The organism is Jeongeupia wiesaeckerbachi (assembly GCF_050916355.1).
Taxonomy (GTDB): domain Bacteria; phylum Pseudomonadota; class Gammaproteobacteria; order Burkholderiales; family Chitinibacteraceae; genus Jeongeupia; species Jeongeupia wiesaeckerbachi.
The window spans coordinates 3,285,102-3,309,302 of sequence record NZ_CP136946.1 but is presented as its reverse complement, the minus strand read 5'-3'; the positions used below and the strand labels follow the sequence as shown (position 1 = coordinate 3,309,302).

Sequence of the window (24,201 nt, the reverse complement as noted above, 5' to 3'; positions counted from 1 at the left end):
TTGTTACAGCGTCCGCGCCAGCACCCAGGCCTCGACCTGGACAGCGCCGGCGCGCTTGAGCGTCGCCGCCACCGTGTCGAGCGTCAGGCCGCTGGTCATGACGTCGTCGACCACGGCGATGCGCAAGCCGCGGACGTCGGCGCTGGCGGCGAAAGCGCCCTTCAGATTGCGCCGGCGCTCTACCAGACTGAGCCGGCTTTGCTGCCCGGTATCGCGCACCCGTTCCAGCAGATCGTGCCGCAAAGGTCGCCCCGCATGACGGGCGAGCACGCTCGCCAGTTCGGCGGACTGGTTGAAACCGCGTTCGCGCAACCGGTGCGCGTGCAGCGGCATTGGCACGATCAGGTCGATGTCGGGCTCGGCGGGTAGTCGGACAGCCAGCAAGCCGGCCAGCGCGCGCCACAGGGACCAGCGACCCGCGTACTTGCCGGCGGTGATCAGGTGCGCAGCATCGCCGGTGTAGCGCAGCGCCGCATGGCTGGCGTCAAACCTCGGGGGATGCGCCAGACAGCCACCGCACAGACCGCCGTCGAGCGTCGGCAGGGCGCAGCGTGGGCAACAGTTGGCTGGCAGTCTGGGCAGCGCGGCATCACAGCTGTTGCAAAAGGTGCCGCGGCAGCCGCGATGGCAGAGCGTGCAGCACGCCGGCAGCTGGGTGATCTTGTTCAGAAAATGCATTTGCAAATTTGACAATGGGGGTGGGGCTGCCGAAAATGGCGCGACTTCCTTTCTAGCCCATCCCGCCCGCCATGACGCAAACGATCGAATTCAAGCGCCTTACGCCGCATCCGCAGCAGCAGAACTGGAGCCTCGACGACGTGGCGGCTTTGTTCGCGCTGCCGTTCAACGATTTGCTGTTCCGCGCCCAACAGGTGCACCGCGAGCACTTCAACGCCAACCGCGTGCAACTGTCGACGCTGCTGTCGGTGAAGACCGGCGGCTGTTCGGAAGATTGCGGCTACTGCTCGCAATCGGCGCGGCACGACACCGGGCTCGAGCGCGAGACGCTGATGGACGCCGACGAGGTGATCGAAGTCGCGCGTATCGCCAAGGAGAACGGCGCCAGCCGCTTCTGCATGGGCGCGGCGTGGCGTGGCCCGAAGACCAAGGATCTGGAATCGGTGAAGCAGATGATTGCCGGCGTCAAGGCGCTGGGGCTTGAGACCTGTGCGACGCTCGGCATGCTCAAGGACGGGCAGGCCGAGGAGCTGCGCGACGTCGGCCTCGACTATTACAACCACAATCTCGATACCAGCCCCGAGAAGTATGCCGACATCGTCAGCACCCATAGCTATGCCGACCGGCTCGATACGCTCGGCAAGGTCCGCAAGGCCGGCCTGCATGTCTGTACCGGCGGCATCGTCGGCCTCGGTGAAACGCGCGACGATCGCGTCGGCCTGATTGCCCAGCTCGCCAACCTCGATCCGCAGCCGGATTCGGTGCCGATCAATAATCTGGTCAAGATCGAAGGGACGCCGCTGGACGGCGACCAAGCCGTTGGCTGGACGGAGTTCGTGCGCACCATCGCCGTGGCGCGGATCACGATGCCGAAGTCCTTCGTTCGCCTGTCGGCAGGCCGGCAGCAGATGGACGAAGCCACGCAAGCGCTGTGCTTCATGGCCGGTGCCAATTCGATTTTCTACGGCGACAAGCTGCTGACCACCGGCAATCCGGACGTCACGCGCGACAAGGCCTTGTTCGAAAAGCTCGATCTCAAGCCCTTGTAAATGCGCTTTCATAAAAAACCCGGCGGTATGCCGGGTTTTTTATGTCTTGATGCTGACCGTTTGCTGGTGTTTTGTGAAAAAATCGCCGGGTCCAATCCGACGGTACTCAATGTGAAGGCATGGATAATGGCGGTGCTGGCCGCCTGTTTCGTTTCCGGCTGCGCGACGCAGGTCGACCCGCAGCGCATTGCCGCGCCGGGGCCGGCGATCACGTTTCAAAGCAATGCGCTGCGGCCGGCGAACGGCGAGACAGTAATTGGCGCGGATGCGCTGCTGCCCGGTGACATTCTGCTCTCGACCGGTAGCGGCCTGACATCGGCGGGCATCCGCCTGATAACGACCGCGCCGGTCAGCCATGCCGCGCTTTACCTCGGCGACGGCGATGTAGCGGAGGCCGTCGGCAGCGGCGTGCGCCTGCGCAAGATCGGGACGATGATCGACGATGAAGCGGTCATCGTCGCCTTCCGGCATCCGGATTTTCAGTCCGGGCAGGGCGGGCCGATGCGCGACTTTGCCGATCGCAGCATCGGCCGGCGCTACGATTACGTCGGCGTGATGCTGCACGCCCCGTTCTCGCTGCAACGACGGATCTGCGAGTTGCCGCTGTTGCCGGCGTCGGCAAGGGCGGATTGCCTGCGCGGCATCGCGACGATCCAGCTCGGCAGCAGTAGCGATGAGCGTTTCTTCTGTTCGCAGTTCGTGCTCGAAGCCTACAAATCCATCGGCCTGCCGATGACCGATGCCGATCCGCGCTGGATCAGCCCCGCCGATATTCTGCATATGCGCGAAGGCGATGTGCCGTCGCAGCGGGCCAACCAGACGCTGGTCTACATCGGCCACCTCAAATTCCGTCCGGAACCGGTATTGCCGGTTCGTCCGATCATGCTCGGCAATACCGCAGGTTTCTAAAAAGGGAAAATCATGCTGCTCGATGCACTGCTCGCCGCTGCTCACTACCTGGCCATTTTCATGGTCATTACCTTCTTGACGATTGAAACGGTGCTGGTCCGCCGCGAATGGATGCCGACGGCCGCGGCGCGGTTGGCGCGCTACGATCTGGTCTACTTCCTGATGGCGATGCTGGCGCTGGCAACCGGGCTAGGGCGTTTGTTTTATGGCATCAAGGGCGCCGAGTTCTATCTGCATAATCCGGTATTTCACGCCAAGATCACCGTCTTCGTGTTGATCGGCTTGATCTCGATCTATCCAACCCGGCGCTTTGTCGCGTGGCGCAAGGCCGCGCGTGCAGACGCGGCATTCATCCCGCCCGACCACGAGCTGACGCGGGTGCGTCGCTGCCTGATGTGGGAAACCCATTTGATTGTGCTGCTACCTATTCTTGCCGCGTTCATGTCGCGTGGCTTCGGCGTGGCATGAGTGTGATGAACACTGTACGCCAGATTGTCGATGTGACCGGCGGACGCGCTGCCGGCTTCGTGCCGCCGCGCGAAACGCTGCTAGCGGCCGTGGAGGAAGGCAAGGTGCTGTACTTCCGGCGCTTTCCGTTTGCGCTTGAGCGCGGCGAGCAGCAGCTGCTCGATCTGTCGCTGGCCGATCCAAAACGCAAGAACATCAGCCTTGATCCGGTTTCCGGCGTGCTGCACGGCGTGATCGGCGACAGCGGTACGCAAACGGCAGTCAAGGCATTGATCCAGCGCTATCACGATGCCGCCGGCGAGCTGGTCGATGCGCTGTTTCCCGAGTACCGCGGCCGTTTGCGCAAGGCGCCAACAAGCTTGCGCCTGCACAAGGTTGAAGACCGGCAGACGTCCTGGCGCAAGGACGATAGCCGCCTGCATGTCGATGCCTTTCCGTCGCGGCCGAATTACGGCGAACGCATCCTGCGCGTGTTCATGAATATCAACCCGGCCGGCGAGCCGCGCGTCTGGCGGGTTGGAGAGTCGTTCGAGACCGTGGCGAAGCAGTTTCTGCCGAAGATTCCCCGCCAGTGGCCGGGTTCGGCCAGCGTGTTGCACGCGCTGAAAATCACCAAGCGCCGCCGCAGTCCGTACGACCACATCATGCTCAACCTGCATGACGCAATGAAGGGCGATCGGCGTTACCAGCAATCGTGTGCACAGGAGCGCGTCGAATTTGCGTCGGGCGGTGGCTGGATCTGCTTTTCCGATCAGGCTTCGCACGCGGCGATGGGCGGGCAATACATGCTCGAGCAGACGTTCTTTCTGCCGATCGACGGCATGTCCGATCAGGCGCGTTCACCGTTGGCCATCCTGCAGCGATTGACGGGCAAGGCGCTGACCTACAAGCGGGTGCTCAGTGCCAGCGCCGTCGTGATGATGGCGTTGGCGATTGAAGGCTGCTGAGCCGCGCAGCCAACAAAAAGCCGCCCTTCGGGGCGGCTTTTTGTTGGCTGATGTCGCAATCACGCGGGCAGTTCGTCACCGAGCGCGCGAATCAGTGCCGGCACGAATTCGCGCAGCGTGCCGACGGTGAGTGCCAGGCTTGAATCGAAGATTGCGCTCTGGTCGGCAGCATCCATGTCCTTGAGCTCGTCCTGCAGGACATCGAGCATCGTCAGACGCTTGATCTCGAGCTTGTCGGTGAGCTGGAACGCCAGCTTGTCGTCCCATTCCAGCGCCAGCTTGCTGGCGAGCAGGCCGTTTTCGAGGTGCTGCTTGACCTCGGCGGTGTCGAGCGGCTGACGGGCCAGCCGGGTGATCGCGCCGTCGTCGCCCGGTGCGCGCAGCTCGGTGTCCTGACCCAGGTCGAATTCACCGGCATCCGCCGATTCCAGCCACAGCGTCATCGCCGTTTCCGGCGTGACCTGGGTGTTGACGAGGCGGGTCGGCAGGCTGCCGAGCGTTTCGCGCAGGTACGACAGCAATTGCTCGGCCTTGGCGGCCGATGCGCTTTCGACCAGGACCAGGCCGAGTTGCAGATCGATGATCGCGCGCTGGCTGCGTGCGCGGGTAAAGGCCTTGGGCAGCAGTTCCTCGGCGACGCGTTCGCGTAGCTCCTTGGCTTCCTTGCGGCCGACCTTGCGGTTTTCTTCGGCTTCGATCCGGGCGATGCGCTCGTCGGTCTCGTCCTTGACCACGCTGGCGGGCAGCAGTTTTTCTTCGGTTTTCAGCGCGACGAGCACGGCATCGTCGTAACCGTAGGCTTTCAGGTCCGGCGCGTGTCGTGCCGGTGCGATCCAGCCCTGGCTCATCGGGTCGTGGCTGCCGCACGGCACCCACGGGCGCTTGGCCAGACTGTCGCCGATGCTGTCGAGGCTGAGCGCGTGGTCGGGGGCAAGTCGGTAGAGTTGCAGATTGCGGAACCAGAGCATGGATCGATCCTTATGAAGCGGTCGCCGATTGTAACGAGTGGGGCAAAAGACGGGAACCTTGCATAGTCACCTTGATCCAAATGGTCACGGCATTACCTTATTGAGAATTATTTTCATTTTCGCTAGGATCACCGCGATTTCGATCCGATCCCGTCTTGTTCACCGGAGTTCCACCTTGAAGCAATTCGTCCTCGTCCCGCTCGCCGCGGCCCTGTTGGCCGGTCTGGCGCATGCCGAATCCGTGACCGTTTACTCGGCGCGCAATGAGCAACTGATCAAGCCCTTGTTCGATGCCTTCACCAAGGACACCGGTGTCGAGGTCAAGGTGCTGACCGACAAGGAAGGTCCGCTGATGGAACGCCTCAAGGCCGAGGGGGCGAACACGCCGGCCGATGTGCTGATCACCGTCGATGCCGGCAATCTGTGGCAGGCCGGCAAACAGGGGCTGCTCAAGCCGATCGAATCGAAGACGCTGAACGACAATGTGCCGGCGCACCTGCGGGATCCGAAGGGCGAGTGGTACGGCCTGTCGATCCGCGCCCGGACGATGTTCTACAACCCGGCCAGCGTGAAGCCGGCGGACCTGTCGACCTATGAGGACCTTGCCGACCCGAAGTGGAAGGGCAAGCTGTGCCTGCGTACGTCGAAGAAGGTCTACAACCAGTCACTGGTCGCGATGATGATCGCCCAGCACGGCGAGCCGAAGACCGAGCAGATCGTCCGTGGCTGGGTGGCCAATCTGGCTGCGCCGGTGTTCCCGGACGACACCAAGCTGCTTGAGGCGATTGCCGCTGGCCAGTGCCAGGTCGGCGTGGCCAACAGCTATTATTACGGCCGCATCGTTGCCAAGAACCCGGCTTTCCCGGTCAAGCTGTTCTGGGCCAATCAGAACGCCGGTGGCGTGCACGTCAACATCTCGGGCGCCGGTGTGACCCGTCATGCCAAGAACGAGAAGGGCGCGGTCAAACTGATCGAATGGCTGTCCGGCGACAAGGCGCAGAATCTTTACGCCGACAAGGACATGGAGTTCCCGGTCAACCCGAAGGTCAAGCCGGACGATCTGGTGTCCTCGTGGGGGCCATTCAAACCGAGCCTGATCAATGTGACCAAGGCCGGCGAGCTGCAAGGCAAGGCCACGCAGTTGATGGACCGTGCCGGCTACAAGTAAGGTGTAAAGCCTTCCGCAATGACGGGCAGCGCGAGCTGCCCGTTTTCCTTTGACCCGCCGTGTTGACCATGCCTTTTGTTGCCCGCCCGCCGCGACCGAGTCGCGGCCTGTTGTATACGCTGCCCATTGCGCTGCTCACCATCGTGCCGCTGGGAGTGGTGCTGTCGTCCTTGCTCGACCCGCAGCCCGAGGTATGGGCGCACCTGCTCGAATACGTACTGCCGGGCGTGCTGTGGAATACGCTGCTGCTGATCGTTGGCGTTGGCGTCGGCGTGCTGCTGCTCGGGGTGCCGCTGGCATGGCTGACCGCCGTGTACGCTTTTCCGGGAAGGCGTTTCTTCAGCTGGGCCCTGATGCTGCCGCTGGCAATGCCGGCGTACGTGCTGGCCTTTGTTCAGGTGGGCTTGCTCGACTTCACCGGCCCGGTGCAGACCTTGCTGCGCGACTGCTTCGGTAGCAGCGCCTGGTTTCCGCAGATACGCAGCACCGGCGGCGTGATCCTCGTGCTGTCGATGGCGTTCTATCCCTATGTTTACCTGCTGGCACGGAACGCCTTTCTGACGCAGGGGCGGCGCGCGGTCGAGGCGGCGCAGACGCTGGGGATGTCGCGAAGACGGGCGTTTGTCTCGGTGGCGATTCCGATGGCGCGGCCGTGGTTGATCGGCGGCGTGACGCTGGCGCTGATGGAGGTACTGGCTGATTTCGGTACGGTGTCGATCTTCAATTTCGATACGTTCACCACCGCGATCTACAAGGCGTGGTTTGCGCTCTTCAATCTGCCCGCCGCCTCGCAGCTGGCTTCGCTGCTGGTGATGTTCGTGCTGCTGCTTGTCGCACTGGAGCAATACGGCCGCGGTGCGCGCAATTACCAGGTTCGCAGCGGCCAGGCCGACCGGATCGTGCTGCATGGTGCAGCGCGCTGGCTGGCGGCCGGCTGGTGTGCGCTGGTGCTGTTGCTGGCCTTCATCGTGCCGCTGCTGCAATTGCTGTTCTGGGTCAAAGACGTGTGGGCCGACGATTTCGATTCGCGCTACCCGGCCTTTATCGGCCGATCATTGCTGATCGCGGCGATGGCAGCCGCGCTGATTACGCTGCTGGCGCTGGTGCTTGCCTATGCGCGTCGACGCTATGCCGACGCCGGTACGCGCTGGTCGGTACGGCTGGCGACGCTCGGTTATGCGGTACCGGGAACGGTGCTGGCCGTCGGCGTCTTTATTCCGATTGCCTGGCTCGACAATGTCTTGCTCGCGGCGTTGCGTCCTTTGGGTTATGAGGGATTGGCGTTCTTCAAGGGGACGCTGGCGGTGATGTTGCTGGCACTGGCGGCACGTTTTCTCGCGGTCGGCTTTCAGCCGGTTGATACGGCCATGCAGCGGATTACCCGCAGTCAGGAAGAGGCGGCCCGCTCGCTCGGCCTGAACGGACGTCAGACGCTGTGGCGTTTGCACCTGCCCTTGCTGCGCGGCGGGCTGATGTCGGCCGCCTTGCTCACTTTCGTCGATGTGCTCAAGGAAATGCCGATCACGCTGATGACGCGCGCATTCGGCTGGGACACGCTGGCGGTGCGCGTGTTTGAAATGACCTCGGAGGGCATGTGGGATCGCGCTGCCTTGCCGAGTCTGTTTATCGTGCTCGCCGGCATCGTGCCGGTCGTGCTGTTGATCCGGAAGTCAGAATCATGAAGCCCATGCTCAACGTGAATGCCGTTTCGGTCCGTTATCCGGAGCGCGCGGTAATCGAATCATTGTCCTTTTCGCTGGCGCCGGGGCAGATCGGCTGCCTGCTTGGCCATTCGGGTTGCGGCAAGACGACGATGTTGCGCGCGATTGCCGGCTTTGAGGTGCTCGACGGCGGCGAGATCCGCATCGACGGCGACGTCGTCGCCGCTGCAGGGCAGGGACTGCCGCCCGAGGCGCGACGGATCGGCATGGTGTTTCAGGATTACGCGCTGTTTCCGCACCTGAGCGTTGCCGGCAATGTCGGTTTTGGCCTGCGTCATTTGCCGGCATCAGCGTGTGCCGAACGCATTGACGAGCTGCTGGCCCTGGTTGGCCTGCGGCGCGAGCGTGAACGCTATCCGCACGAGCTGTCCGGTGGGCAGCAGCAGCGTGTTGCGCTGGCCCGGGCGCTGGCGCCCAAGCCGAGGCTGATGCTGCTGGACGAACCGTTCTCCAACCTGGATGCCGAGCTGCGCGAACGACTCGGGCATGAGGTCCGCGACATCCTCAAGGCGGCCGGCACGACGGCGATTCTGGTGACGCACGATCAGCACGAGGCGTTTGCCGTCGCCGATGTCGTCGGCGTGATGGTCGACGGCCGGATTCGCCAATGGGCGAGCCCCTATGCGCTGTACCACCAGCCGGTCGATCGTTACGTGGCCAACTTCATTGGCGAAGGCGTGCTGCTGCCGGGTGTCGTGAACGGCCAAATGCAGATCGAATTCGAGCTTGGCGTGTTTGAGGGGGCGGTGCCAACGCATTGTGAAGCGGATGGTTGCCGTGTTGATGTGCTGGTTCGCCCTGACGACGTGCAGCACGATGATGCGAGCCCGTTCAAGGCCACCGTGCTGGCGCGGGCGTTTCGCGGCGCGGAGTTCCTCTACACACTGGCACTGCCGTCAGGACAAAAAATCCTCTCGCTCGTCCCAAGTCACCATAATCATTCGGTGGGCGAAGCGATCGGCATTCGGCTTGAGTTGGAGCATGCCATCGCATTCGTGCGCGAATGAGACGGATGCTTGATCGACGGGGCGGGCTGCGCGACCATCACTGTCTGTTCTGGAGAACCCCATGATTGTTGCCTGCCCGCATTGTCAGACCGCCAACCGACTGGAGCCGTCCCGGCTCGCAGATGCACCGAATTGTGGCCAGTGCCACGAAGCGCTGTTGGCCGGTGCGCCAATTGCCGCGACGGCGGAGAGCGCCGCCGCGCTGATCGCTGCCAGCCCGATACCCGTGGTCGTCGATTTCTGGGCGACCTGGTGCGGCCCCTGTCAGGCGTTTGCACCCGCATTTGCATCGGCGGCCGAATACTTTGCCGGGAAGGTGCTGTTCCTCAAGGTGGACACCGACGCCGAGCAGACGCTGGCGGCGCAGTATCAGATTCGCAGCATTCCGACGTTGATCGCCTTTGATCGCGGCCGCCAGATCGAGCGCCTCAACGGCGCGATGTCGTCGGGCCAGTTCAAGGCGTGGGTAAGCCAATTGGTTTGATGTCGTCGAGCCCCAAACAACAACGCCCCGTTTCCGGGGCGTTGTTGTTTGGTGGTGAGCGCCGATCAGCCTGCGCGCAACTTGGCATAAGGGCTGGTTTCCAGCCATTTCTTGACCCGATTGGCATCACCGATCCGGGTATAACTGCCTTGAGAGTCCATCAGGATCATCACGACCGGCGTGCCCTCGATCGTCGCTTGCAGCACGATACAGTGACCGGCTTCGTTGATGAAACCGGTCTTGGATAGACCGATATTCCATTCGTCCGACTTCACCAGCGGGTTGGTGTTGCGGTAGATCATCTCCCGGCCGTTGCGGTTGGAGATGAAGCGATACTCGCTCGACGTCGAGAACTGGTGAATTTCCGGGTAATGGTGTGCAGCCTTGACCATTTGCACCAGATCGCGTGGCGTCGACACATTGCTTGGCGTCAGACCGGTGGAGTCATAGAAACGGCTGCCGCGCATGCCCAGTTGCTGCGCCTTTTCGTTCATCTTCCGCACGAAGGCGTCACGACCACCGGGATAGGTGCGTGACAGGGCGGCGGCGGCACGGTTTTCCGACGACATCAGGGCCAGCAGCAGCACTTCGGCGCGGGTCAGCGAAGTGCCGACGGTGAGACGCGAGCTCGTGTGCTTGAGCATGTCGACGTCGTCGTCACTGATCGTGATTAGCTCGTTCATCGGCAAGCGGGCGTCCAGCGTGACCATGGCCGTCATCAGCTTGGTGATCGAGGCAATTGGCACTTGGGCGTCGGCATTCTTTTCATAGATCACCTCGCCGCTTTGCTCGTTGACGACGAGCACGGCAGAGGATTGAACGCCGGGACGTTCGAGTGTCGACGGCAGGGCGACCGCACGCGAAACACGGACCTCTTGTCGGGCATTGGCGATCGCTTGGCTGCTGACAGTGCCCTTTTTACGAACCGTTACCTTGATGGTCGGTTTTTTCGGTTGAGCGGTTTTCTTCTGTTGATTCTTTGCAACAGTTTGCTTGCCGACTGGCTTGGATTTGGCCGTCTTGCTGGTCGATTCGGCATGCTGAGTGGCCGCTTCGGCCATCGGCACGGCGGCGAGCGAGAGCGCTGTCAGGAGAGCGCAAAGCCCGGGAATGCTGGGTTTCATCAACTACCTCGGAATCGAGTGCGAGCTTATTACATCAGTTGCTTCTTATTCTAAAGCAGGTAAAGCAGAAAATGTGACGGAAAATCAAATGCTAATAGGATATTTTGTAGATTCTTCATTAAAGATTTCCCGATACTTGCATCCGGTGTGATATTTTGTTGTGCTGCGCCGCACAATAGTCCGCTGTGCTTTGATGTTCATGCGTTGCCGTTTCTATCGAATGGAGCATCCCGTGTTGCAGTCCACGTCGCTTGAGTCGTTCTTCCAGCAGTTCAACGAAGCCAATCAGAAGTGGTGGCAAAGCTGGGTCAATGCCGTGACCCCCGCCACCGCGGCTATTCCGCCGGGTGTAGCCCCCGTTCAGGGCGTCTCACCGGAAGCATTTGAAACCCATAGCCTTTATTACCAGCAGCAGCTCGCACTCTGGTTGCAGCTGATTGGCGCTGGTAGCGGGCAGCAGCTCGAGCCGGAAAAAGGCGACCGACGGTTTGCCGCGCCGGAATGGGAGTTGCCGCTATTCAATTTCCTGAAGCAAAGCTATCTGCTGACCTCCAAGTGGCTGACTCAAATGGTCGACCATGTGCATGCCGACGATGAGACCAAGGCGCGCATGGCTTTTTTTGCGCGCCAATACCTTGATGCGGTCAGCCCGACCAATTTTGCCGTGACCAATCCCGAGGTGCTGGCGCTGGCGGTCGATACCCGTGGCGAGAGCCTGAACGAGGGGATGAAGAAGCTGCTGGAGGATATCCAGAAGGGCACGATCACCATGACCGACGAATCGCAATTCGTCGTCGGCGAAAACCTGGCGGTCTCGCCCGGGCAGGTGGTGTTCGAAAACGAGTTGATCCAGCTGATCCAGTACTCGCCGACGACGACCGATGTGCACGAAATCCCGCTGCTGATCGTGCCGCCTTGCGTCAACAAGTTCTACATCATGGATCTCAAGCCCGAGAATTCGATGGTGCGCTGGGTGGTCGGCGAAGGTCATACGACTTTTCTGGTGTCGTGGAAATCGATTACGCCGGAGCTCGGCCATCTGAAGTGGGATGACTACATCGAGCAAGGCGTGATCGCCGCCGCCGAGGTGGTTCGCCAGATCGGCAAGAGCGAAAAAATGAACGTGCTGTCGTTCTGCATTGGCGGCGAACTGGTATCGACGGCCGTGCCGGTCATGCAGGCGCGCGGGCTGGACTGGTTCGAGTCGCTGACGCTGATGACGGTGATGATCGACCATACCGAACCGGGCGATATCAAGCACTTCCTCGATCCGGCCGTCGTTGCCAGCCGCGAGCTGGTGATCGATCAAGGGGGCGTGATCTCGGGCAAGGAGCTGGCACGGACGTTTGCCGCACTGCGCGCCAATGATCTGGTCTGGAACTACGTCGTCAACAACTACCTCAAGGGCAAAACGCCGCCGCCGTTCGACCTGCTGTACTGGAACAACGATTCGGCCAATCTAGCGTTGCCGATGCACACCTGGTTCCTGCGCAATATGTACTTCGACAACAAGCTGGCCAAGCCTGGTTCGTTTTCGCTGTGCGGCGTGCCGATCGATCTGAGGCAGATCACGATACCGACCTATGTGTTTGCGGCGCGTGAGGACCATATCGTGCCGTGGAGTTCGGCTTACCGGACTACCGGTATTTTCAATGGGCCGTTGCGTTTCGTACTTGGTGCTTCGGGCCATATTGCCGGCACCATCAATCCGGTTTCGACTAATAAGCGTAACTACTGGGTCAACGAAACGCTGGATGCCGATCCGCAGGCATGGTTCGACGCCGCGGAATCGCGACCGGGAAGCTGGTGGCAGGATTGGGGCCAGTGGCTGGCACCGCGTGCAGGCAAGCGGGTCGCCGCGCCGAAAACGCTTGGCAGTCGCCAGTTCAAGCCGATCGAGCCGGCGCCGGGACGTTACGTCAAGGAACGTCTGTCCTGATTTGCAGTACCGGACCGACCGAACCTGCGGCCGGTCCGTTAATCTAAAACAAAGCCCCAATGGGCAGATGGGAGAAACATCATGACCGACATCGTTATCGTTGCCGCCCAACGTACTGCACTGGGCAATTTCGGCGGTTCGCTGGCCAAAGTGTCCGCACCGGAACTGGGTGCGACCGTTATTCGTGCGTTGCTGGCAAAAACCGGTCTTCCGGCTGACCAGGTCAGCGAAGTCATCCTCGGTAACGTACTGACGGCCGGTCTTGGCCAGAACCCGGCACGCCAGGCCTTGCGTTATGCCGGCCTGCCGGATGAGGTTCCGGGGCTGACGGTCAATCAGGTGTGCGGCTCGGGCCTGAAGTCCGTCGCGCTGGGCTTGCAGGCGATCCTGTCGGGCGAGTCCGACATCGTCATCGCCGGTGGTCAGGAAAACATGAGCGCCGCGCCGCATATCCTGCCGGGCTCGCGTGACGGCTTCCGGATGGGTAATGCGCAACTGGTCGATACCATGGTCTTCGACGGTTTGACCGATGTGTACAACAAGTACCTCATGGGTGTGACTGCAGAGAACATCGCCAAAAAATACGGTATCAGCCGTACCGAGCAGGATGAGCTGGCTCTGTCGTCGCAACAGAAAGCCGCTGCCGCGCAGGCTGCTGGCCGTTTTGTCGACGAGATCGTTCCGGTGAGCATTCCTCAGCGTAAGGGCGACCCGGTTGTGTTCTCGGCCGACGAATTCATCAAGACCGATGCAACAATGGAGGGCTTGGCCAAGCTGCGCCCTGCCTTCGACAAGGAAGGCACCGTTACTGCTGGTAACGCTTCCGGCATCAACGACGGCGCCGCTGCCGTCCTGCTGATGACGCGCGAAAAGGCTGATGCGCTCGGCCTGAAGCCGCTGGCGACGATCCGTGCCGCCGCGTCGGCAGGTGTCGATCCGACCATCATGGGCATGGGTCCGGTACCGGCAACCCAACGCGCGCTGGCGCGTGCCGGTTGGTCGCTCGATCAGCTCGACCTGATCGAAGCCAACGAGGCGTTTGCCGCGCAGGCGCTTGGCGTCGCGCGTGAACTCAAATGGGATTGGGATCGCGTCAACGTCAACGGCGGCGCCATCGCGCTGGGTCACCCGATCGGTGCTTCGGGTGCGCGTGTGCTGGTCACGCTGCTGCATGAAATGGTTCGTCGCGACGCGAAGAAGGGCCTGGCGACGCTGTGCATCGGTGGTGGCATGGGTGTTGCGTTGGCGGTCGAACGCTGATTCGGCTTCTTCAGTCGACGTTCAAGCGCCCTCCGAAAGGAGGGCGTTTTGTTTTGTGCTGACTCCGTCCGTCGCCGCGTAAATGGCGCTCAGTTTCTTACTCTATACAAAAGAAATTGTTCTGATTTTATTAAGCGTGGAGATGACAATGCCCGGCAAACTCACGGTGGCAGCCAAACTGTATCTGCTGGTTGGCGTATTGATGGTTTTCATGCTTGGGCAGGGTGGCTCGGCACTTTACAACTTGATGCAAAACGATCAACGGTTCCGGACGACCTTCGAAGATCGGCTTCATCCGCTGACCCAGCTCAAGATCGTCGCGGATCGCTACGCGGTAAACATCGTCGATACGACGCACAAGGTCCGCAATGGCGGGATGCCCGCCGCCGAAGGACTCAAACGGGTCAGAACGGCGCAGCACGATGTTCGCCAGGAGTGGCGGGTTTACATCGCGAACGCACTGACGGCAGAAGAAGCCGGGCTGGCCAAAGAGGCTGGGACGCGCATGCAGGCGGCGGATGCCGCGATTCAGCGCCTTGAGCACTTGCTGCAAGCCAATGACATTCAGGGGGTTGCCGATTTTGCCGCCGTCGCGCTTTACCCGGCGATTGATCCTGTCAGCGACATCGTTTCCGAACTTTCTGCGCTGCAACTGCGTGTGGCTGCAGTGGAGTATCAAGCCGCCCGTGATCAGGTCCGGCATGCCGAGGTGATGACCGCGGTGCTGTTGCTGGTTGCGCTCGGGGTCGGCATTGGCTGCTCCTACATCATCGTTCGTGGCTTGATCCGGCAGCTCGGCGCAGAGCCGGACGAGGCGAGACTGGCCGCGCAAGCGATCGCCAGTGGCAATCTGACGCACGAAATCCTGTTGCTGCCCGGCGATCAGCGGAGCGTCATGGCCGGCATTGCCCAGATGCGGGATGAGCTGAAGCGGCTTGTCGTCGAAATCCAGTCCTCCGTCGGTGCGGTGGGGACCACGGCCGGCGCGCTGCAGAGCAGCATGGTCCTGGTATCGCAAGCGTCCGGCATGCAAGCCGATGCCGCGTCGCAGATGGCTGCAGCGGTCGAAGAAATCAGCGCTAGCATCGGCGAAGTCTCAAGCAATGCCGAGCATGCCGATGCGGCAGGCAAAGGGGCGGGCCAGGCCGCGATCGAGGGCGAGGGGCGGATGTCCCAAGTGATTGCCGGTGTGGGGCGGATCGGTGAGCAGCTGGATCGGGCCGGTGAGCGCCTGGCCTTGCTCGATGCACGCTCTGGGGACATTGCCAGCATTGTCGCAACCATCCGTGAAATTGCCGAGCAGACGAATCTGCTGGCGCTGAATGCAGCGATCGAGGCCGCGAGAGCGGGCGAAAGCGGCCGTGGTTTTGCGGTGGTTGCCGACGAGGTTCGCAAACTGGCAGAGCGGGTCGGTCTGGCGACGCACGAAATCGGCGCAACATTGAGCGTGATCCGCGACGGGACCAGCGAAGCCAGCGCCGGTATGCAATTGGCCCGCGCCGACACGATCAGCGAAATACAGAACATCCACCTGTTGCAGGACTCGATGCAGCGCATTCGCAGCTCGGGCGAGCAGCTCGGCCATGTGGTCGAATTGATTGCCGGCGCATTGCGCGAACAGCGGGTGGTCAGCGGCCAGATTGCATCCCAGGTTGAAAAGGTGGCGCAGATGATCGAGGAAAACAGCAGTGCCGTATCGGAAGTCTCGTCGGCGACCTCTCGTCTTGCTGAGCTGGCATCCAGGTTGGCGCAATCGGCTGCGCGATTCCGCTGTGTTTGACGTGAATAGCCACCTATCATGGGCGTTTTTCAGCGAGAGAATACGCCGATGACCTTGTTGATGACGCCACAGGCGCTAGCGCCTCGTTTGAGCGAGTATGTCGTGGTCGATTGCCGCCACGATCTTGCCGACCCGGAGGCCGGGCGCCGCGCCTATGCATCGAGTCATATTCCCGGTGCGGTGTTTGCGCATCTCGATCTTGATCTGTCCGGTCCTAAAACCGGCCGCAATGGTCGTCACCCGTTGCCGACGCCCGAGGCGTTGGCGCGCTGGGCCGGGAGTGTGGGCATCGGTGCGCAGACGCATGTCGTTGCCTATGACGCATCTGGCGGCATGTTTGCGGCGCGTTTGTGGTGGCTATTGCGTTGGCTGGGCCACGAACGCGTTTCGGTGCTCGATGGCGGGTGGCAGGCATGGTTGGATGCCGGTCTGCCGGTGTCGGTCGAGCCGGCGCAGCCCGTGGCGGAGGTCTACCCGAGGCAGGTGCCGAGCGCGGCGACGGTGGATGTCGATCAAGTCAGGGCGAATCTGACTGCGGCGGCGTTCCTCGTTGTCGACGCGCGCAGCCCCGATCGCTACCGTGGGCTGGGCGAGACGATCGATCCGGTCGGCGGGCATATCCCGGGGGCGAGCAACCGGTTTTTCCAGCACAACCTGGATGCGAATGGCCGCTTCAAGTCCCCCGATCAACTCCGAGACGAATGGCGCGACGTCATCGGTGCGCGTTCAGCGGCCGACATCGTGTGCCAGTGCGGTTCCGGGGTGACGGCGTGTCACAACCTGCTGGCGCTGGAGCTCGCGGGCTTGTCGGGCGCGAAGCTGTATCCCGGCTCGTGGAGCGAGTGGTGCGCCGATCCGGCCAATCCGGTGGCCTGCTGATGCTGCAATGCCCGCCCGGTTCGCCGGGCGGCGTTCATTTGAGCGGGTGGCGGAATAACGGACGGTAGCAAACGCCAGCCGCTGTCGATACCGACTCGTAAAGCACGATGGCGTCGGCTTGCCAGTGGATCGGTGTCGGCAGCGCTTCGATAATCGGCTGTGCTTTGCGCAGCAGCGTGACATGCGGGGTGAACGGTTGGGGGTCGAAGCCGACCCTGGCGTCGCCAAGCCGCAGCCGGAGGTTGTGAGCAAGTAGGTCGAGACTGGCGGACGGAGTGCCGCAGCCGAGCCAGACGATTGCGCCTTGCTTGAAGTCCCCGATGCGATCAAGCGTAAATTCAAAACCGGGGTGGTCGAGATCGGCCAGCAGGTGGCGCAGTTGCTGGATGGTTTGCACGTCGCCATGGCCGATAAAGGCCAGCGTCAGGTGCAGGTTCGCGGTGCTTGTCGGTTTGCCGCCGTGGCGGGCGTGCAGCTGGTCGCGCGCATGGGCGATGGCCTTGCGCGCGGCGGCGGGGGGCTCCAGGCCGATGAACAGCCTCATGCCCAGCCTTGTCGCTGAAGGAGGTCCACCGTGACCAGACCGGCGTCGGTGGTGAACTCATCGAGCCGGGCCAGCGTTTCGTCGATACTCAGTCGGGCAAAGCCGGCGACTTCGCCATCGGTGTTGCGCGGCGTAAAGTCGTCGGGCAGGCGCAGGTCGTAGCTGTACAGGACTTCATCGTGGGTGCCGTCGACCTCGTTGCGAATGCTGCGCGCGCTGGCTGCGTAGCGGGCGTGCGCGGCGATTTCGGCTGGGATGCCGGCTTCTTCCCAGAGCTCGCGGATGACGCAGTGCTCCGGTGTTTCGCCGGCCGCGATCCCGCCGGCTGCAAGGTTGTCGAGCCGACCGGGGTCGATGGCCTTGTTCGGGCTGCGGCGGCCGATCCACAGTTGCCGGCCTGCGGTATAACCATTGATATGCACCGCGCGGCTGGTAAGCCCGAAACGCCGGAAGGCCGCGCGTTCGAGTGTGAACATCGGCCTTGCCAGATCGGGTAGCCCACGGTGATCCGGCGCGAAGCAGGTGTAGCGCTCGTTGCGCCAGCCGTGGATCAGTCCCGCGTTTCGCATCGCCAGTGCGGCGCGTTCCAGTTGTGCGTCGATCTGGCCGGCGTCAGTATCCAGGTGCATTTGCGGCCCCCGCTGAACGAAGCTGGATGACAGCGCCTGCAGGAAGGTGCAGGTGTCCGCTTCCAGCCAGCCAACGGCTTGGCCCGATACGTGAAACCGGATCAGGCCGGCGGCGTCGAAGCGCGGCTGCCTGGCAAGGTAGTCGGCGATCCGCGCAGCCATTATGCGGTCTCGGGTTCGATCAGTAGCTGCACGGCATCGGCGGCAAAGCGGGTGATGCCGTATTCGATCGGCACACCATCGCCATCGGCGTAGACATTCTCGACATACAGGATGGGCTGCGTTTTCGGTTGCGCCAGCAGTTGCGCGGTTTCCGGCCGTGGCAGTCGCGCAGTGACCCGGCTGAGCGTGCGGCTGAAATCGGTGACGCCGAAGGCCGGCAGCGCATCGGTAATGCGGCCGGTGGTGGCGTAGTGTGCATCCAGTCCTGCAAAGCGCGGCAGCGGAAAATACTGGGTGCAGACCCCGATGACGCGGTCGTCGACGACGTCGAGCGCGTCGACCTGCAGCACGGTCGTGCCGGGCGGGATGGCCAGCAGCTCGCATACTTCGTCGCGTGGCACCGTGGTCGCGCTGCGCTGGATCTGGCTGGCGCCACGCCGTTGCTGGTCGTCCAGGCTGTGCGAAAAGCGGCGCTTGCGGCCAAGCCGGTAGTCGATCAGTTCTTCCTGCACAAAGGTGCCGCGTCCTTGCTCGATTCGCACGAGACCGCGGCTTTCCAGTGCTTGGACGGCGCGACGAACCGTGTGGCGGTTGACGTTGAAACGGCTGGCCAGCTCGATTTCGTTCGGCAGGCGCTCGGTGATGGCCTTGCTGGCGATGTCGGCAGCCAGCGTCTGTTCGATCTGCCGCCACAGCGCAATACCCGAGCCGCGTTCGATGCGCATGATGCTTTTCCGTTGGAGTAGATGGACCGCGATGCTAGCGCGCGGCTGTTTCATCTAGATGATTCTACGTCTTGCTGTAATCCCGGGGCGCGCCAAGGCCGTGAGCGCTGGTAAAATGCACACTTTTCCCGCCTAAGCTCCGGAGCACTTCATGGCCGTCATCCGTCAGGACGATCTGATCGACAGCATTGCCGATGCGCTGCAATACATCAGCTACTACCACCCGAAAGACTACATCCAGGCCCTCGGCAAAGCGTACGAGCGCGAAGAAAGCCCGGCGGCCAAGGATGCCATTGCGCAGATCCTGACCAACAGCCGGATGTGCGCCGAAGGCCGTCGGCCGATCTGCCAGGACACCGGCATCGTCACCTGTTTTGTGCGCGTCGGCATGAATGTGCAGTGGGCCGGCGCGACGATGGGCGTGACCGACATGGTCAACGAAGGCGTACGCCGTGCCTATCTGCACCCGGACAACAAGCTGCGCGCGTCGATCCTGATGGATCCGGCCGGCGGCCGCAAGAACACCAAGGACAACACCCCGGCGGTGATCCACTACGAAATCGTCCCGGGCGATACCGTCGAGATCGACATTGCCGCCAAGGGCGGTGGCTCGGAGAACAAGACCAAGTTTGTCATGCTCAACCCGTCCGATTCGATCGTCGACTGGGTGCTCAAGACCGTGCCGCTGATGGGCGCCGGTTGGTGTCCGCCGGGCATGCTCGGCATCGGCATCGGCGGCACCGCCGAAAAGGCCATGGTGATGGCCAAGGAAGCGCTGATGGAGGAAATCGACATCCATGAGCTGATCGAGCGCGGCGCGCAAACCCGCGCCGAAGAGCTGCGCATCGAGCTGTACGAGAAGGTCAATGCGCTTGGCATCGGCGCGCAGGGCCTCGGCGGCCTCGCGACCGTGCTCGATGTGAAGATCAAGGATTACCCGACCCACGCGGCATCGCTGCCGGTGGCGATGATCCCGAACTGCGCCGCGACGCGCCACGTGCACTTCATCCTCGACGGCTCCGGCCCGGCGCAACTTGAAGCCCCGAAGCTGGAAGACTGGCCGGACGTGACGTGGACGCCATCGAGCGAATCCACGCGCGTCGATTTGAATACCGTGACGCGTGAAGACGTCGCCTCGTGGAAACCGGGCCAAACCTTGCTGCTGAACGGCAAGATGCTCACCGGCCGCGATGCCGCGCACAAGCGCATGGTCGAAATGCTCAACAACGGTGAAAAACTGCCGGTCGATTTCACCAACCGCTTTATCTATTACGTCGGCCCGGTTGATCCGGTGCGCGACGAAGTCGTTGGCCCGGCGGGTCCGACCACGGCGACGCGGATGGACAAGTTCACCGGCCAGGTGCTGGCGCAGACCGGCTTGCTGGGCATGATCGGCAAGGCCGAGCGTGGCCCGGTGGCGATCGACGCGATCAAGCAGCATCAGTCGGTGTATCTGATGGCGGTCGGCGGTGCGGCTTATCTGGTCTCGAAGGCGATCAAGGGCTCGCGCGTCGTCGGTTTCGCGGATCTGGGCATGGAAGCGATCTACGAGTTCGATGTCGTCGATATGCCGGTGACGGTGGCCGTCGACAGCGGTGGTACGTCGGTGCATGCAATTGCGCCGAAGGAATGGCAGGCGAAGATAGGCAAGATTCCGCTCGCGACGGTTTAATTCGCGCCGCCAATAAAAAAACCGGCCTAGTGCCGGTTTTTTTATTGGCGGCCGCTAGATCAAATACAGAAAGCGCATGGCTTTGCTGTGAAGCATCAGCGTGAAGTTGGTACTGAGTGTTTTTGTTCTGATGCAGACGGAACGCTGATCGATATGGGGCGACCAGTCTGCTGGTTGGGGTGGTAGTGATTTTCGAATGGCGCTCGACGTCAAGTTGATGGCGCCGACGCTTTGCTCTCCTTGCCATCGATTAACGCAGGCCGGTACCGATTGCCCGGGGGCGGACGTCGGAGCGAAAAAAAGGCGGCCGAAGCCGCCTTTCAAGGTTCTCGTATCTAGGTAAAGCGCTTAAAACCCGGTCCAGGTACCGAACAGCAGGCGATAACTGTCGGCGTCGGCCGCGTTACCGTAAGAGGTTCCGTAGTTGGCACCGATACTGCCGTTTTCGCCATTCATCGCGTAGCGAAGCTGGACGTAGCCGGAAGTATTGCTGGACAGCGCGTAGTTCCATTGGCCGAAGAGCACATTGGTATCGCTGTCATCGATCTTGTTGCCGGCGGCGTTCTCCGCCTCGGTGAAGTAGTTGTAGGTCAGGCCGACGGTATGCTTGCCGGTCGAGTAGATGCCTTGCAGCCAATACTGTTCCTGCTGCGGGCCGGCAAAAGAATTGCAGCCGGCACCGGCCTGACAATCCCAGGACTTGTAGCCGCCCTTCAGCGTGAATGAGCCAAAGTTGTAGCCGCCGGCGACAAAGTACATCTTGTCCTTGCTGTCGCCGCCGTCGTTACGGGTTTCCTGATAGCCGGCGTCGACCATGAAGCCGGCATTGTTGTAGCCGGCGGTGATGTCATAGAAATACTCGCTTGAACGCCCATCAACCTGATTGTTCTGGCCGCGGAACGAGTACTGGCCCGAGAAGGTGAACCCGCCCCAGTTCGGCGAATCGTAGTTGATCGCGTTTTCCGGGTTGAAGCCGACTACGCCGACCTCGGCAACGTGCATGGCGCCGCCAAGGTTGCCGTACGGCCAGTCGAGCTTCAGATAGGTCGGCGAATAGATCTTGCCGAAGCGCAGCGTGCCCCAGTCGCCCTGCCAGCCGCCCCAGGCTTCGCGGTTGCCCCAGGTACGGCTTGAGCTGCCGGTGTTGAGTTCGCCGCCGTTGGCGCTGTTGTCGCGATAGTTTTCCACGCCGGTCCAGATCTTCCAGATGACCTTCGAGCCATTGTCGAGCTTGTCGCTACCGCTGAAGAAAATCCGCGGCTCGACGTCGAGTTCGATTTCGCCCTTATAGCCGCTGGCTTGGGAATCGACGTAATAGACGTCGGACTCGATCGAGCCGCCGATGGTGACCTCGGCAAAAGCTTGTGCGCTGAAGGCTGCGGATACCGCTGCAGCAAGCAAGATACGCGTGAACATGACAATCATCCTTGTATGCAAAACATAGACATTTTTCGGGAACCGTCTGCGTCAGTCCGGGTCTGCCGAACTGGTGCAATGCCACGGTAAATGACAATGTCATTGCTAGAAATGGATGTTGTTAGTTATTGGCTATCAAAACAACATTTTTGATAGTTTTGGACAATTTGAGCAAAGTGGAGAGGCCGGATCACCCGGTGCGGCGTCCTGTGCCGGCCTGAGGGGCGTTGCCGCTGAAAGACGATTAGCGCTGGCTGAGGGCGCGCTCGATAAAGCGACGCGGCACCGTCGTTTTGGCAACCCGCAGGTCGAACCAGCTACGCACGTCCTGATCCAGTCCGATGCCGTGCATGTAGTTGTACAGCGCCTTGTTCAGTGCCCGGCCGAGGGCATCATGATCGACGCCGCTCGGATCTACAAAGCCGACGTCGTTCTTGGCGAAGCCGCCCGGTGGCAGCGGTTCGAGCGTGACGCCGTATTCCTCCGGGTTCTGTCCGACCGGTGAATGCACCGTACAGGCGAAGCGGTGGAAGAAGCCGGACTGAATGCAGCCGGCCTCGAACAGCTGGCGCACGTATTCCAGTGCATCGACGGTGTCCTGCACGGTCTGGGTCGGAAAGCCGTACATCAAATAGGCGTGCACGAGAATGCCGGCCTCGGTGAACGCGGCGGTGACGCGCGCGACCTGATCGACCGAGACGCCTTTCTTCATCAGCTTCAGGAGTCGGTCCGACGCCACCTCGAGCCCGCCCGAGATTGCGATGCAGCCCGAATCGGCGAGCAGCTGGCACAGCTCCGGCGAGAACGATTTCTCGAAGCGCACATTGCCCCACCACGAAATCGCGACTTTGCGCCGTAGCAGTTCCTCGGCCAGGGCCTTGAGCATTTTCGGCGGGGCGGCTTCGTCGACGAAGTGAAAGCCGGTCTGGCCGGTTTCGGCGATGATCTGCTCGATCCGGTTGACCAGTTCCTTGGCCGATGCGGTTTCATAGCGCGAGATGTAATCCAGCGTCACGTCGCAGAAGCTGCACTTCTTCCAGTAACAGCCGTGCGCGACGGTGAGCTTGTTCCAGCGCCCGTCGGACCAGAGCCGGTGCATCGGGTTGAGCATGTCGAGCAGCGACAGGTAGCGATCGAGCGGCAGGCCGTCCCACGTCGGCGTGCCCCAGTCTTCGAATGGCACGTCGGGCTCGGGGAAGTTGATGTAGCGCACTTTGCCGCTTCCATCACCGTCGCGCACAAAGGTGCGCACCAGCCGTTCGCGCGAGCGCTGCCCCTTCAGGTGATCGAGCAAGGCCAGCAAGGGCCGTTCGCCCGAATCGAGCGTGACATAGTCGACGAAATCGAACACGCGCGGGTCGGACAGCTCGCGCAGCTCGGTGTTGGCAAAGCCACCACCGAGGCCGATGCGAATCTGCGGGTGATGTGCCTTGATCGTCTGGGCAATCCGGAATGCCGCGTAGACGGCACCGGGGAAGGGTACCGACAGCAGTACCAGCGTTGGCTGGTGACGGGCAATCGCAGCCAGCGTCAGCGCTTCCAGTACGTCGTCGACCAATGTCGGCGGCGCGGCGAGCGCGTCGGCGAGCGGGTCGAACGTCGGCTGGCTCATCGCCAGTGATTCGGCGTAGCGGACGAACTCGAAACGCGGATCGACCGCCTCGCGCAGGACGTCGGCAAGGTCGTTCAGATACAGCGTCGCCAGGTGGCGGGCGCGGTCCTGCATGCCGAGCGCGCCGAACGCCCATGCCAGCGGATCGCCGCCTTCGTCGTCGACGTAGACGTCGAGCGAGGAAAAGCGAGGGCCTTCAGGCAGGAAGTTGCGGCTGCAGATGCGGTGGCCGACGGTCGAATCGCGGCCTTGCAGAAAAGCGATGGTGGCCGAAATCGTTGCGTCGTAACGGTCGAACTGATCGTGGAACGAGGCAACAGCGGGCGAGCGCCTGCGCGGCGGGATGGTGTCGATGTGATCGCGCAGCTTGGCGAGACCCTGGCGCGACAGCAGTTCGAGCACCAGTGCCAGCGCCAGGTCTTCCTGAACCGCATCCACGCCCTGCTTGCGCAGAAACCCGGTCAGATAGGCCGTTGACGGGTAGGGCGTGTTGAGTTGCGTCATCGGCGGAATAAGTGACAGCACCTTGCCATGTGTCACGCCATCCGCGCCCGCGCCGTTCGATCTGATCATGCCTTTTGCCTTGACGTTCAGCGCCAGCCGGTCTGGCCGGCGCAACCTGCCATTTTGCCAGATTCACGCTGCATGTACGGCGTGGCCGGGCCGGGTGGCGAGCGTGAATCGGCACGTTCAACCGCGGTCGCGGGGGGGGGCAGGGGCGGTGAGCGCGCCGAGCCGAACTTGATCTGAGCGTCGGGTTGCCAGTCGACCGACGCCATCAAGGCCGCAGCAACACTGGATCGCGATCCTTCGCTGATCGGTGTTGCTGTAATAGTGCTTACAATTATAATGTTATTTCATTAAATTTATTGAAAGTTAACAGTGTTTCTGCCACTGTGTATTTGCCAATTGGCGATGTTGTTGTTCGGAAGGAAAGGCGAAGGATGAAGAATGGCGGTGCTGAGTAATGCAGCACAATGCGCTTGATTCATTTGCACGGTTATTGAATAAAGTTCGTTGCGTATTTTCTTGTCGGATGATTCTTGTGAAGTAATTAACG

The 24,201-nt window shown here is 61.9% G+C and carries 21 protein-coding genes; 13 read left to right on the top strand and 8 right to left on the bottom strand.

The window, feature by feature from the left end:
- Positions 1-3: 3 nt before the first annotated feature.
- Complete coding sequence (locus R0382_RS15945; RefSeq protein WP_432720849.1) at positions 4-678, bottom strand: ComF family protein; 675 nt, start codon at positions 676-678, stop codon at positions 4-6.
- Positions 679-749: 71 nt separating this feature from the next.
- Between R0382_RS15945 and bioB the strand changes: the two genes are divergently transcribed.
- Genes bioB through R0382_RS15925 form a run of 4 tightly spaced genes read left to right on the top strand, consistent with a single transcriptional unit; the run spans position 750 to position 4,051 of the window.
- Complete coding sequence (gene bioB, locus R0382_RS15940; RefSeq protein WP_432720847.1) at positions 750-1,727, top strand: biotin synthase BioB; 978 nt, start codon at positions 750-752, stop codon at positions 1,725-1,727.
- A complete protein-coding gene (locus tag R0382_RS15935; RefSeq protein WP_432720846.1) occupies positions 1,728-2,636 on the top strand; it encodes a distant relative of cell wall-associated hydrolase in 909 nt (302 codons plus the stop codon).
- Between the two features lie 12 nt (positions 2,637-2,648).
- On the top strand, positions 2,649-3,104 hold the full coding sequence (locus tag R0382_RS15930) for a DUF2214 family protein (protein ID WP_432720845.1): 456 nt from the start codon (positions 2,649-2,651) through the stop codon (positions 3,102-3,104).
- A gap of 5 nt (positions 3,105-3,109) precedes the next feature.
- Positions 3,110-4,051 carry a Kdo hydroxylase family protein gene (locus R0382_RS15925; protein ID WP_432720844.1) on the top strand — a complete coding sequence of 314 codons (942 nt, stop codon included), beginning with the start codon at positions 3,110-3,112 and terminating at the stop codon, positions 4,049-4,051.
- 59 nt (positions 4,052-4,110) lie between these two features.
- On the opposite strand, the gene R0382_RS15920 is transcribed toward R0382_RS15925, so the two are convergent.
- Positions 4,111-5,019: a recombination-associated protein RdgC gene (locus tag R0382_RS15920; RefSeq protein WP_432720843.1), complete on the bottom strand. Its 909-nt coding sequence runs from the start codon at positions 5,017-5,019 to the stop codon at positions 4,111-4,113.
- Between the two features lie 175 nt (positions 5,020-5,194).
- Between R0382_RS15920 and R0382_RS15915 the strand changes: the two genes are divergently transcribed.
- The 4 genes from R0382_RS15915 to trxC all read left to right on the top strand — a co-directional run bounded on the left by R0382_RS15915 (position 5,195) and on the right by trxC (position 9,399).
- Positions 5,195-6,187: a Fe(3+) ABC transporter substrate-binding protein gene (locus R0382_RS15915; protein ID WP_432720842.1), complete on the top strand. Its 993-nt coding sequence runs from the start codon at positions 5,195-5,197 to the stop codon at positions 6,185-6,187.
- A gap of 68 nt (positions 6,188-6,255) precedes the next feature.
- Positions 6,256-7,869 carry an ABC transporter permease gene (locus R0382_RS15910; RefSeq protein WP_432720841.1) on the top strand — a complete coding sequence of 538 codons (1,614 nt, stop codon included), beginning with the start codon at positions 6,256-6,258 and terminating at the stop codon, positions 7,867-7,869.
- Positions 7,866-8,915: an ABC transporter ATP-binding protein gene (locus tag R0382_RS15905; protein WP_432720840.1), complete on the top strand. Its 1,050-nt coding sequence runs from the start codon at positions 7,866-7,868 to the stop codon at positions 8,913-8,915. Before R0382_RS15910 ends, R0382_RS15905 begins: the two co-directional genes overlap by 4 nt.
- 61 nt (positions 8,916-8,976) lie before the next feature.
- Complete coding sequence (gene trxC, locus R0382_RS15900) at positions 8,977-9,399, top strand: thioredoxin TrxC (protein WP_432720838.1); 423 nt, start codon at positions 8,977-8,979, stop codon at positions 9,397-9,399.
- A 65-nt stretch (positions 9,400-9,464) separates the two neighbouring features.
- Here the strand turns inward: trxC and pbpG are convergent, their stop codons facing one another.
- The gene (gene pbpG, locus R0382_RS15895) at positions 9,465-10,523 is read right to left on the bottom strand and encodes a D-alanyl-D-alanine endopeptidase (protein WP_432720837.1); all 1,059 of its coding nucleotides are present in this window, start codon (positions 10,521-10,523) and stop codon (positions 9,465-9,467) included.
- A gap of 232 nt (positions 10,524-10,755) precedes the next feature.
- On the opposite strand from pbpG, the gene R0382_RS15890 reads away from it, so the two are divergent.
- The 4 genes from R0382_RS15890 to R0382_RS15875 all read left to right on the top strand — a co-directional run bounded on the left by R0382_RS15890 (position 10,756) and on the right by R0382_RS15875 (position 16,381).
- Positions 10,756-12,462, top strand: coding sequence for a PHA/PHB synthase family protein (locus R0382_RS15890; RefSeq protein ID WP_432720835.1), 1,707 nt, complete (start codon positions 10,756-10,758; stop codon positions 12,460-12,462).
- A gap of 81 nt (positions 12,463-12,543) precedes the next feature.
- Positions 12,544-13,722 (top strand): acetyl-CoA C-acetyltransferase, encoded by a 1,179-nt coding sequence (locus R0382_RS15885; RefSeq protein ID WP_432720834.1) that lies wholly within the window; start codon positions 12,544-12,546, stop codon positions 13,720-13,722.
- Positions 13,723-13,804: 82 nt separating this feature from the next.
- The gene (locus R0382_RS15880; protein WP_432720832.1) at positions 13,805-15,502 is read left to right on the top strand and encodes a methyl-accepting chemotaxis protein; all 1,698 of its coding nucleotides are present in this window, start codon (positions 13,805-13,807) and stop codon (positions 15,500-15,502) included.
- A gap of 48 nt (positions 15,503-15,550) precedes the next feature.
- Positions 15,551-16,381 carry a sulfurtransferase gene (locus tag R0382_RS15875; protein ID WP_432720831.1) on the top strand — a complete coding sequence of 277 codons (831 nt, stop codon included), beginning with the start codon at positions 15,551-15,553 and terminating at the stop codon, positions 16,379-16,381.
- A 34-nt stretch (positions 16,382-16,415) separates the two neighbouring features.
- Here the strand turns inward: R0382_RS15875 and thpR are convergent, their stop codons facing one another.
- Genes thpR through phnF form a run of 3 tightly spaced genes read right to left on the bottom strand, consistent with a single transcriptional unit; the run spans position 16,416 to position 18,441 of the window.
- Positions 16,416-16,925, bottom strand: coding sequence for an RNA 2',3'-cyclic phosphodiesterase (gene thpR, locus R0382_RS15870; RefSeq protein WP_432720830.1), 510 nt, complete (start codon positions 16,923-16,925; stop codon positions 16,416-16,418).
- The gene (locus R0382_RS15865; RefSeq protein ID WP_432720829.1) at positions 16,922-17,716 is read right to left on the bottom strand and encodes a DUF4743 domain-containing protein; all 795 of its coding nucleotides are present in this window, start codon (positions 17,714-17,716) and stop codon (positions 16,922-16,924) included. The genes thpR and R0382_RS15865 overlap by 4 nt, the downstream gene beginning before the upstream one ends.
- Positions 17,716-18,441: a phosphonate metabolism transcriptional regulator PhnF gene (gene phnF / locus R0382_RS15860; protein WP_432720828.1), complete on the bottom strand. Its 726-nt coding sequence runs from the start codon at positions 18,439-18,441 to the stop codon at positions 17,716-17,718. Before phnF ends, R0382_RS15865 begins: the two co-directional genes overlap by 1 nt.
- 151 nt (positions 18,442-18,592) lie before the next feature.
- On the opposite strand from phnF, the gene R0382_RS15855 reads away from it, so the two are divergent.
- Positions 18,593-20,113: a fumarate hydratase gene (locus R0382_RS15855; protein ID WP_432720827.1), complete on the top strand. Its 1,521-nt coding sequence runs from the start codon at positions 18,593-18,595 to the stop codon at positions 20,111-20,113.
- A gap of 348 nt (positions 20,114-20,461) precedes the next feature.
- On the opposite strand, the gene R0382_RS15850 is transcribed toward R0382_RS15855, so the two are convergent.
- Positions 20,462-21,529 (bottom strand): porin, encoded by a 1,068-nt coding sequence (locus tag R0382_RS15850; protein ID WP_432720826.1) that lies wholly within the window; start codon positions 21,527-21,529, stop codon positions 20,462-20,464.
- 244 nt (positions 21,530-21,773) lie between these two features.
- Positions 21,774-23,714 (bottom strand): B12-binding domain-containing radical SAM protein, encoded by a 1,941-nt coding sequence (locus R0382_RS15845; RefSeq protein WP_432720824.1) that lies wholly within the window; start codon positions 23,712-23,714, stop codon positions 21,774-21,776.
- Positions 23,715-24,201 lie beyond the last annotated feature (487 nt).

Coding starts and splice junctions, on each gene's coding strand:
- phnF (WP_432720828.1), bottom strand. CDS start 18,441: ATGCGCATCGAACGCGGCTCGGGTATTGCGCTGTGGCGGCAGATCGAA.
- R0382_RS15910 (WP_432720841.1), top strand. CDS start 6,256: ATGCCTTTTGTTGCCCGCCCGCCGCGACCGAGTCGCGGCCTGTTGTAT.
- R0382_RS15925 (WP_432720844.1), top strand. CDS start 3,110: ATGAACACTGTACGCCAGATTGTCGATGTGACCGGCGGACGCGCTGCC.
- R0382_RS15905 (WP_432720840.1), top strand. CDS start 7,866: ATGAAGCCCATGCTCAACGTGAATGCCGTTTCGGTCCGTTATCCGGAG.
- R0382_RS15855 (WP_432720827.1), top strand. CDS start 18,593: ATGGCCGTCATCCGTCAGGACGATCTGATCGACAGCATTGCCGATGCG.
- R0382_RS15885 (WP_432720834.1), top strand. CDS start 12,544: ATGACCGACATCGTTATCGTTGCCGCCCAACGTACTGCACTGGGCAAT.
- R0382_RS15930 (WP_432720845.1), top strand. CDS start 2,649: ATGCTGCTCGATGCACTGCTCGCCGCTGCTCACTACCTGGCCATTTTC.
- pbpG (WP_432720837.1), bottom strand. CDS start 10,523: ATGAAACCCAGCATTCCCGGGCTTTGCGCTCTCCTGACAGCGCTCTCG.
- R0382_RS15880 (WP_432720832.1), top strand. CDS start 13,805: ATGGCGCTCAGTTTCTTACTCTATACAAAAGAAATTGTTCTGATTTTA.
- R0382_RS15935 (WP_432720846.1), top strand. CDS start 1,728: ATGCGCTTTCATAAAAAACCCGGCGGTATGCCGGGTTTTTTATGTCTT.
- bioB (WP_432720847.1), top strand. CDS start 750: ATGACGCAAACGATCGAATTCAAGCGCCTTACGCCGCATCCGCAGCAG.
- R0382_RS15920 (WP_432720843.1), bottom strand. CDS start 5,019: ATGCTCTGGTTCCGCAATCTGCAACTCTACCGACTTGCCCCCGACCAC.
- trxC (WP_432720838.1), top strand. CDS start 8,977: ATGATTGTTGCCTGCCCGCATTGTCAGACCGCCAACCGACTGGAGCCG.
- R0382_RS15875 (WP_432720831.1), top strand. CDS start 15,551: ATGACCTTGTTGATGACGCCACAGGCGCTAGCGCCTCGTTTGAGCGAG.
- R0382_RS15945 (WP_432720849.1), bottom strand. CDS start 678: ATGCATTTTCTGAACAAGATCACCCAGCTGCCGGCGTGCTGCACGCTC.
- thpR (WP_432720830.1), bottom strand. CDS start 16,925: ATGAGGCTGTTCATCGGCCTGGAGCCCCCCGCCGCCGCGCGCAAGGCC.
- R0382_RS15845 (WP_432720824.1), bottom strand. CDS start 23,714: ATGATCAGATCGAACGGCGCGGGCGCGGATGGCGTGACACATGGCAAG.
- R0382_RS15865 (WP_432720829.1), bottom strand. CDS start 17,716: ATGGCTGCGCGGATCGCCGACTACCTTGCCAGGCAGCCGCGCTTCGAC.
- R0382_RS15850 (WP_432720826.1), bottom strand. CDS start 21,529: ATGTTCACGCGTATCTTGCTTGCTGCAGCGGTATCCGCAGCCTTCAGC.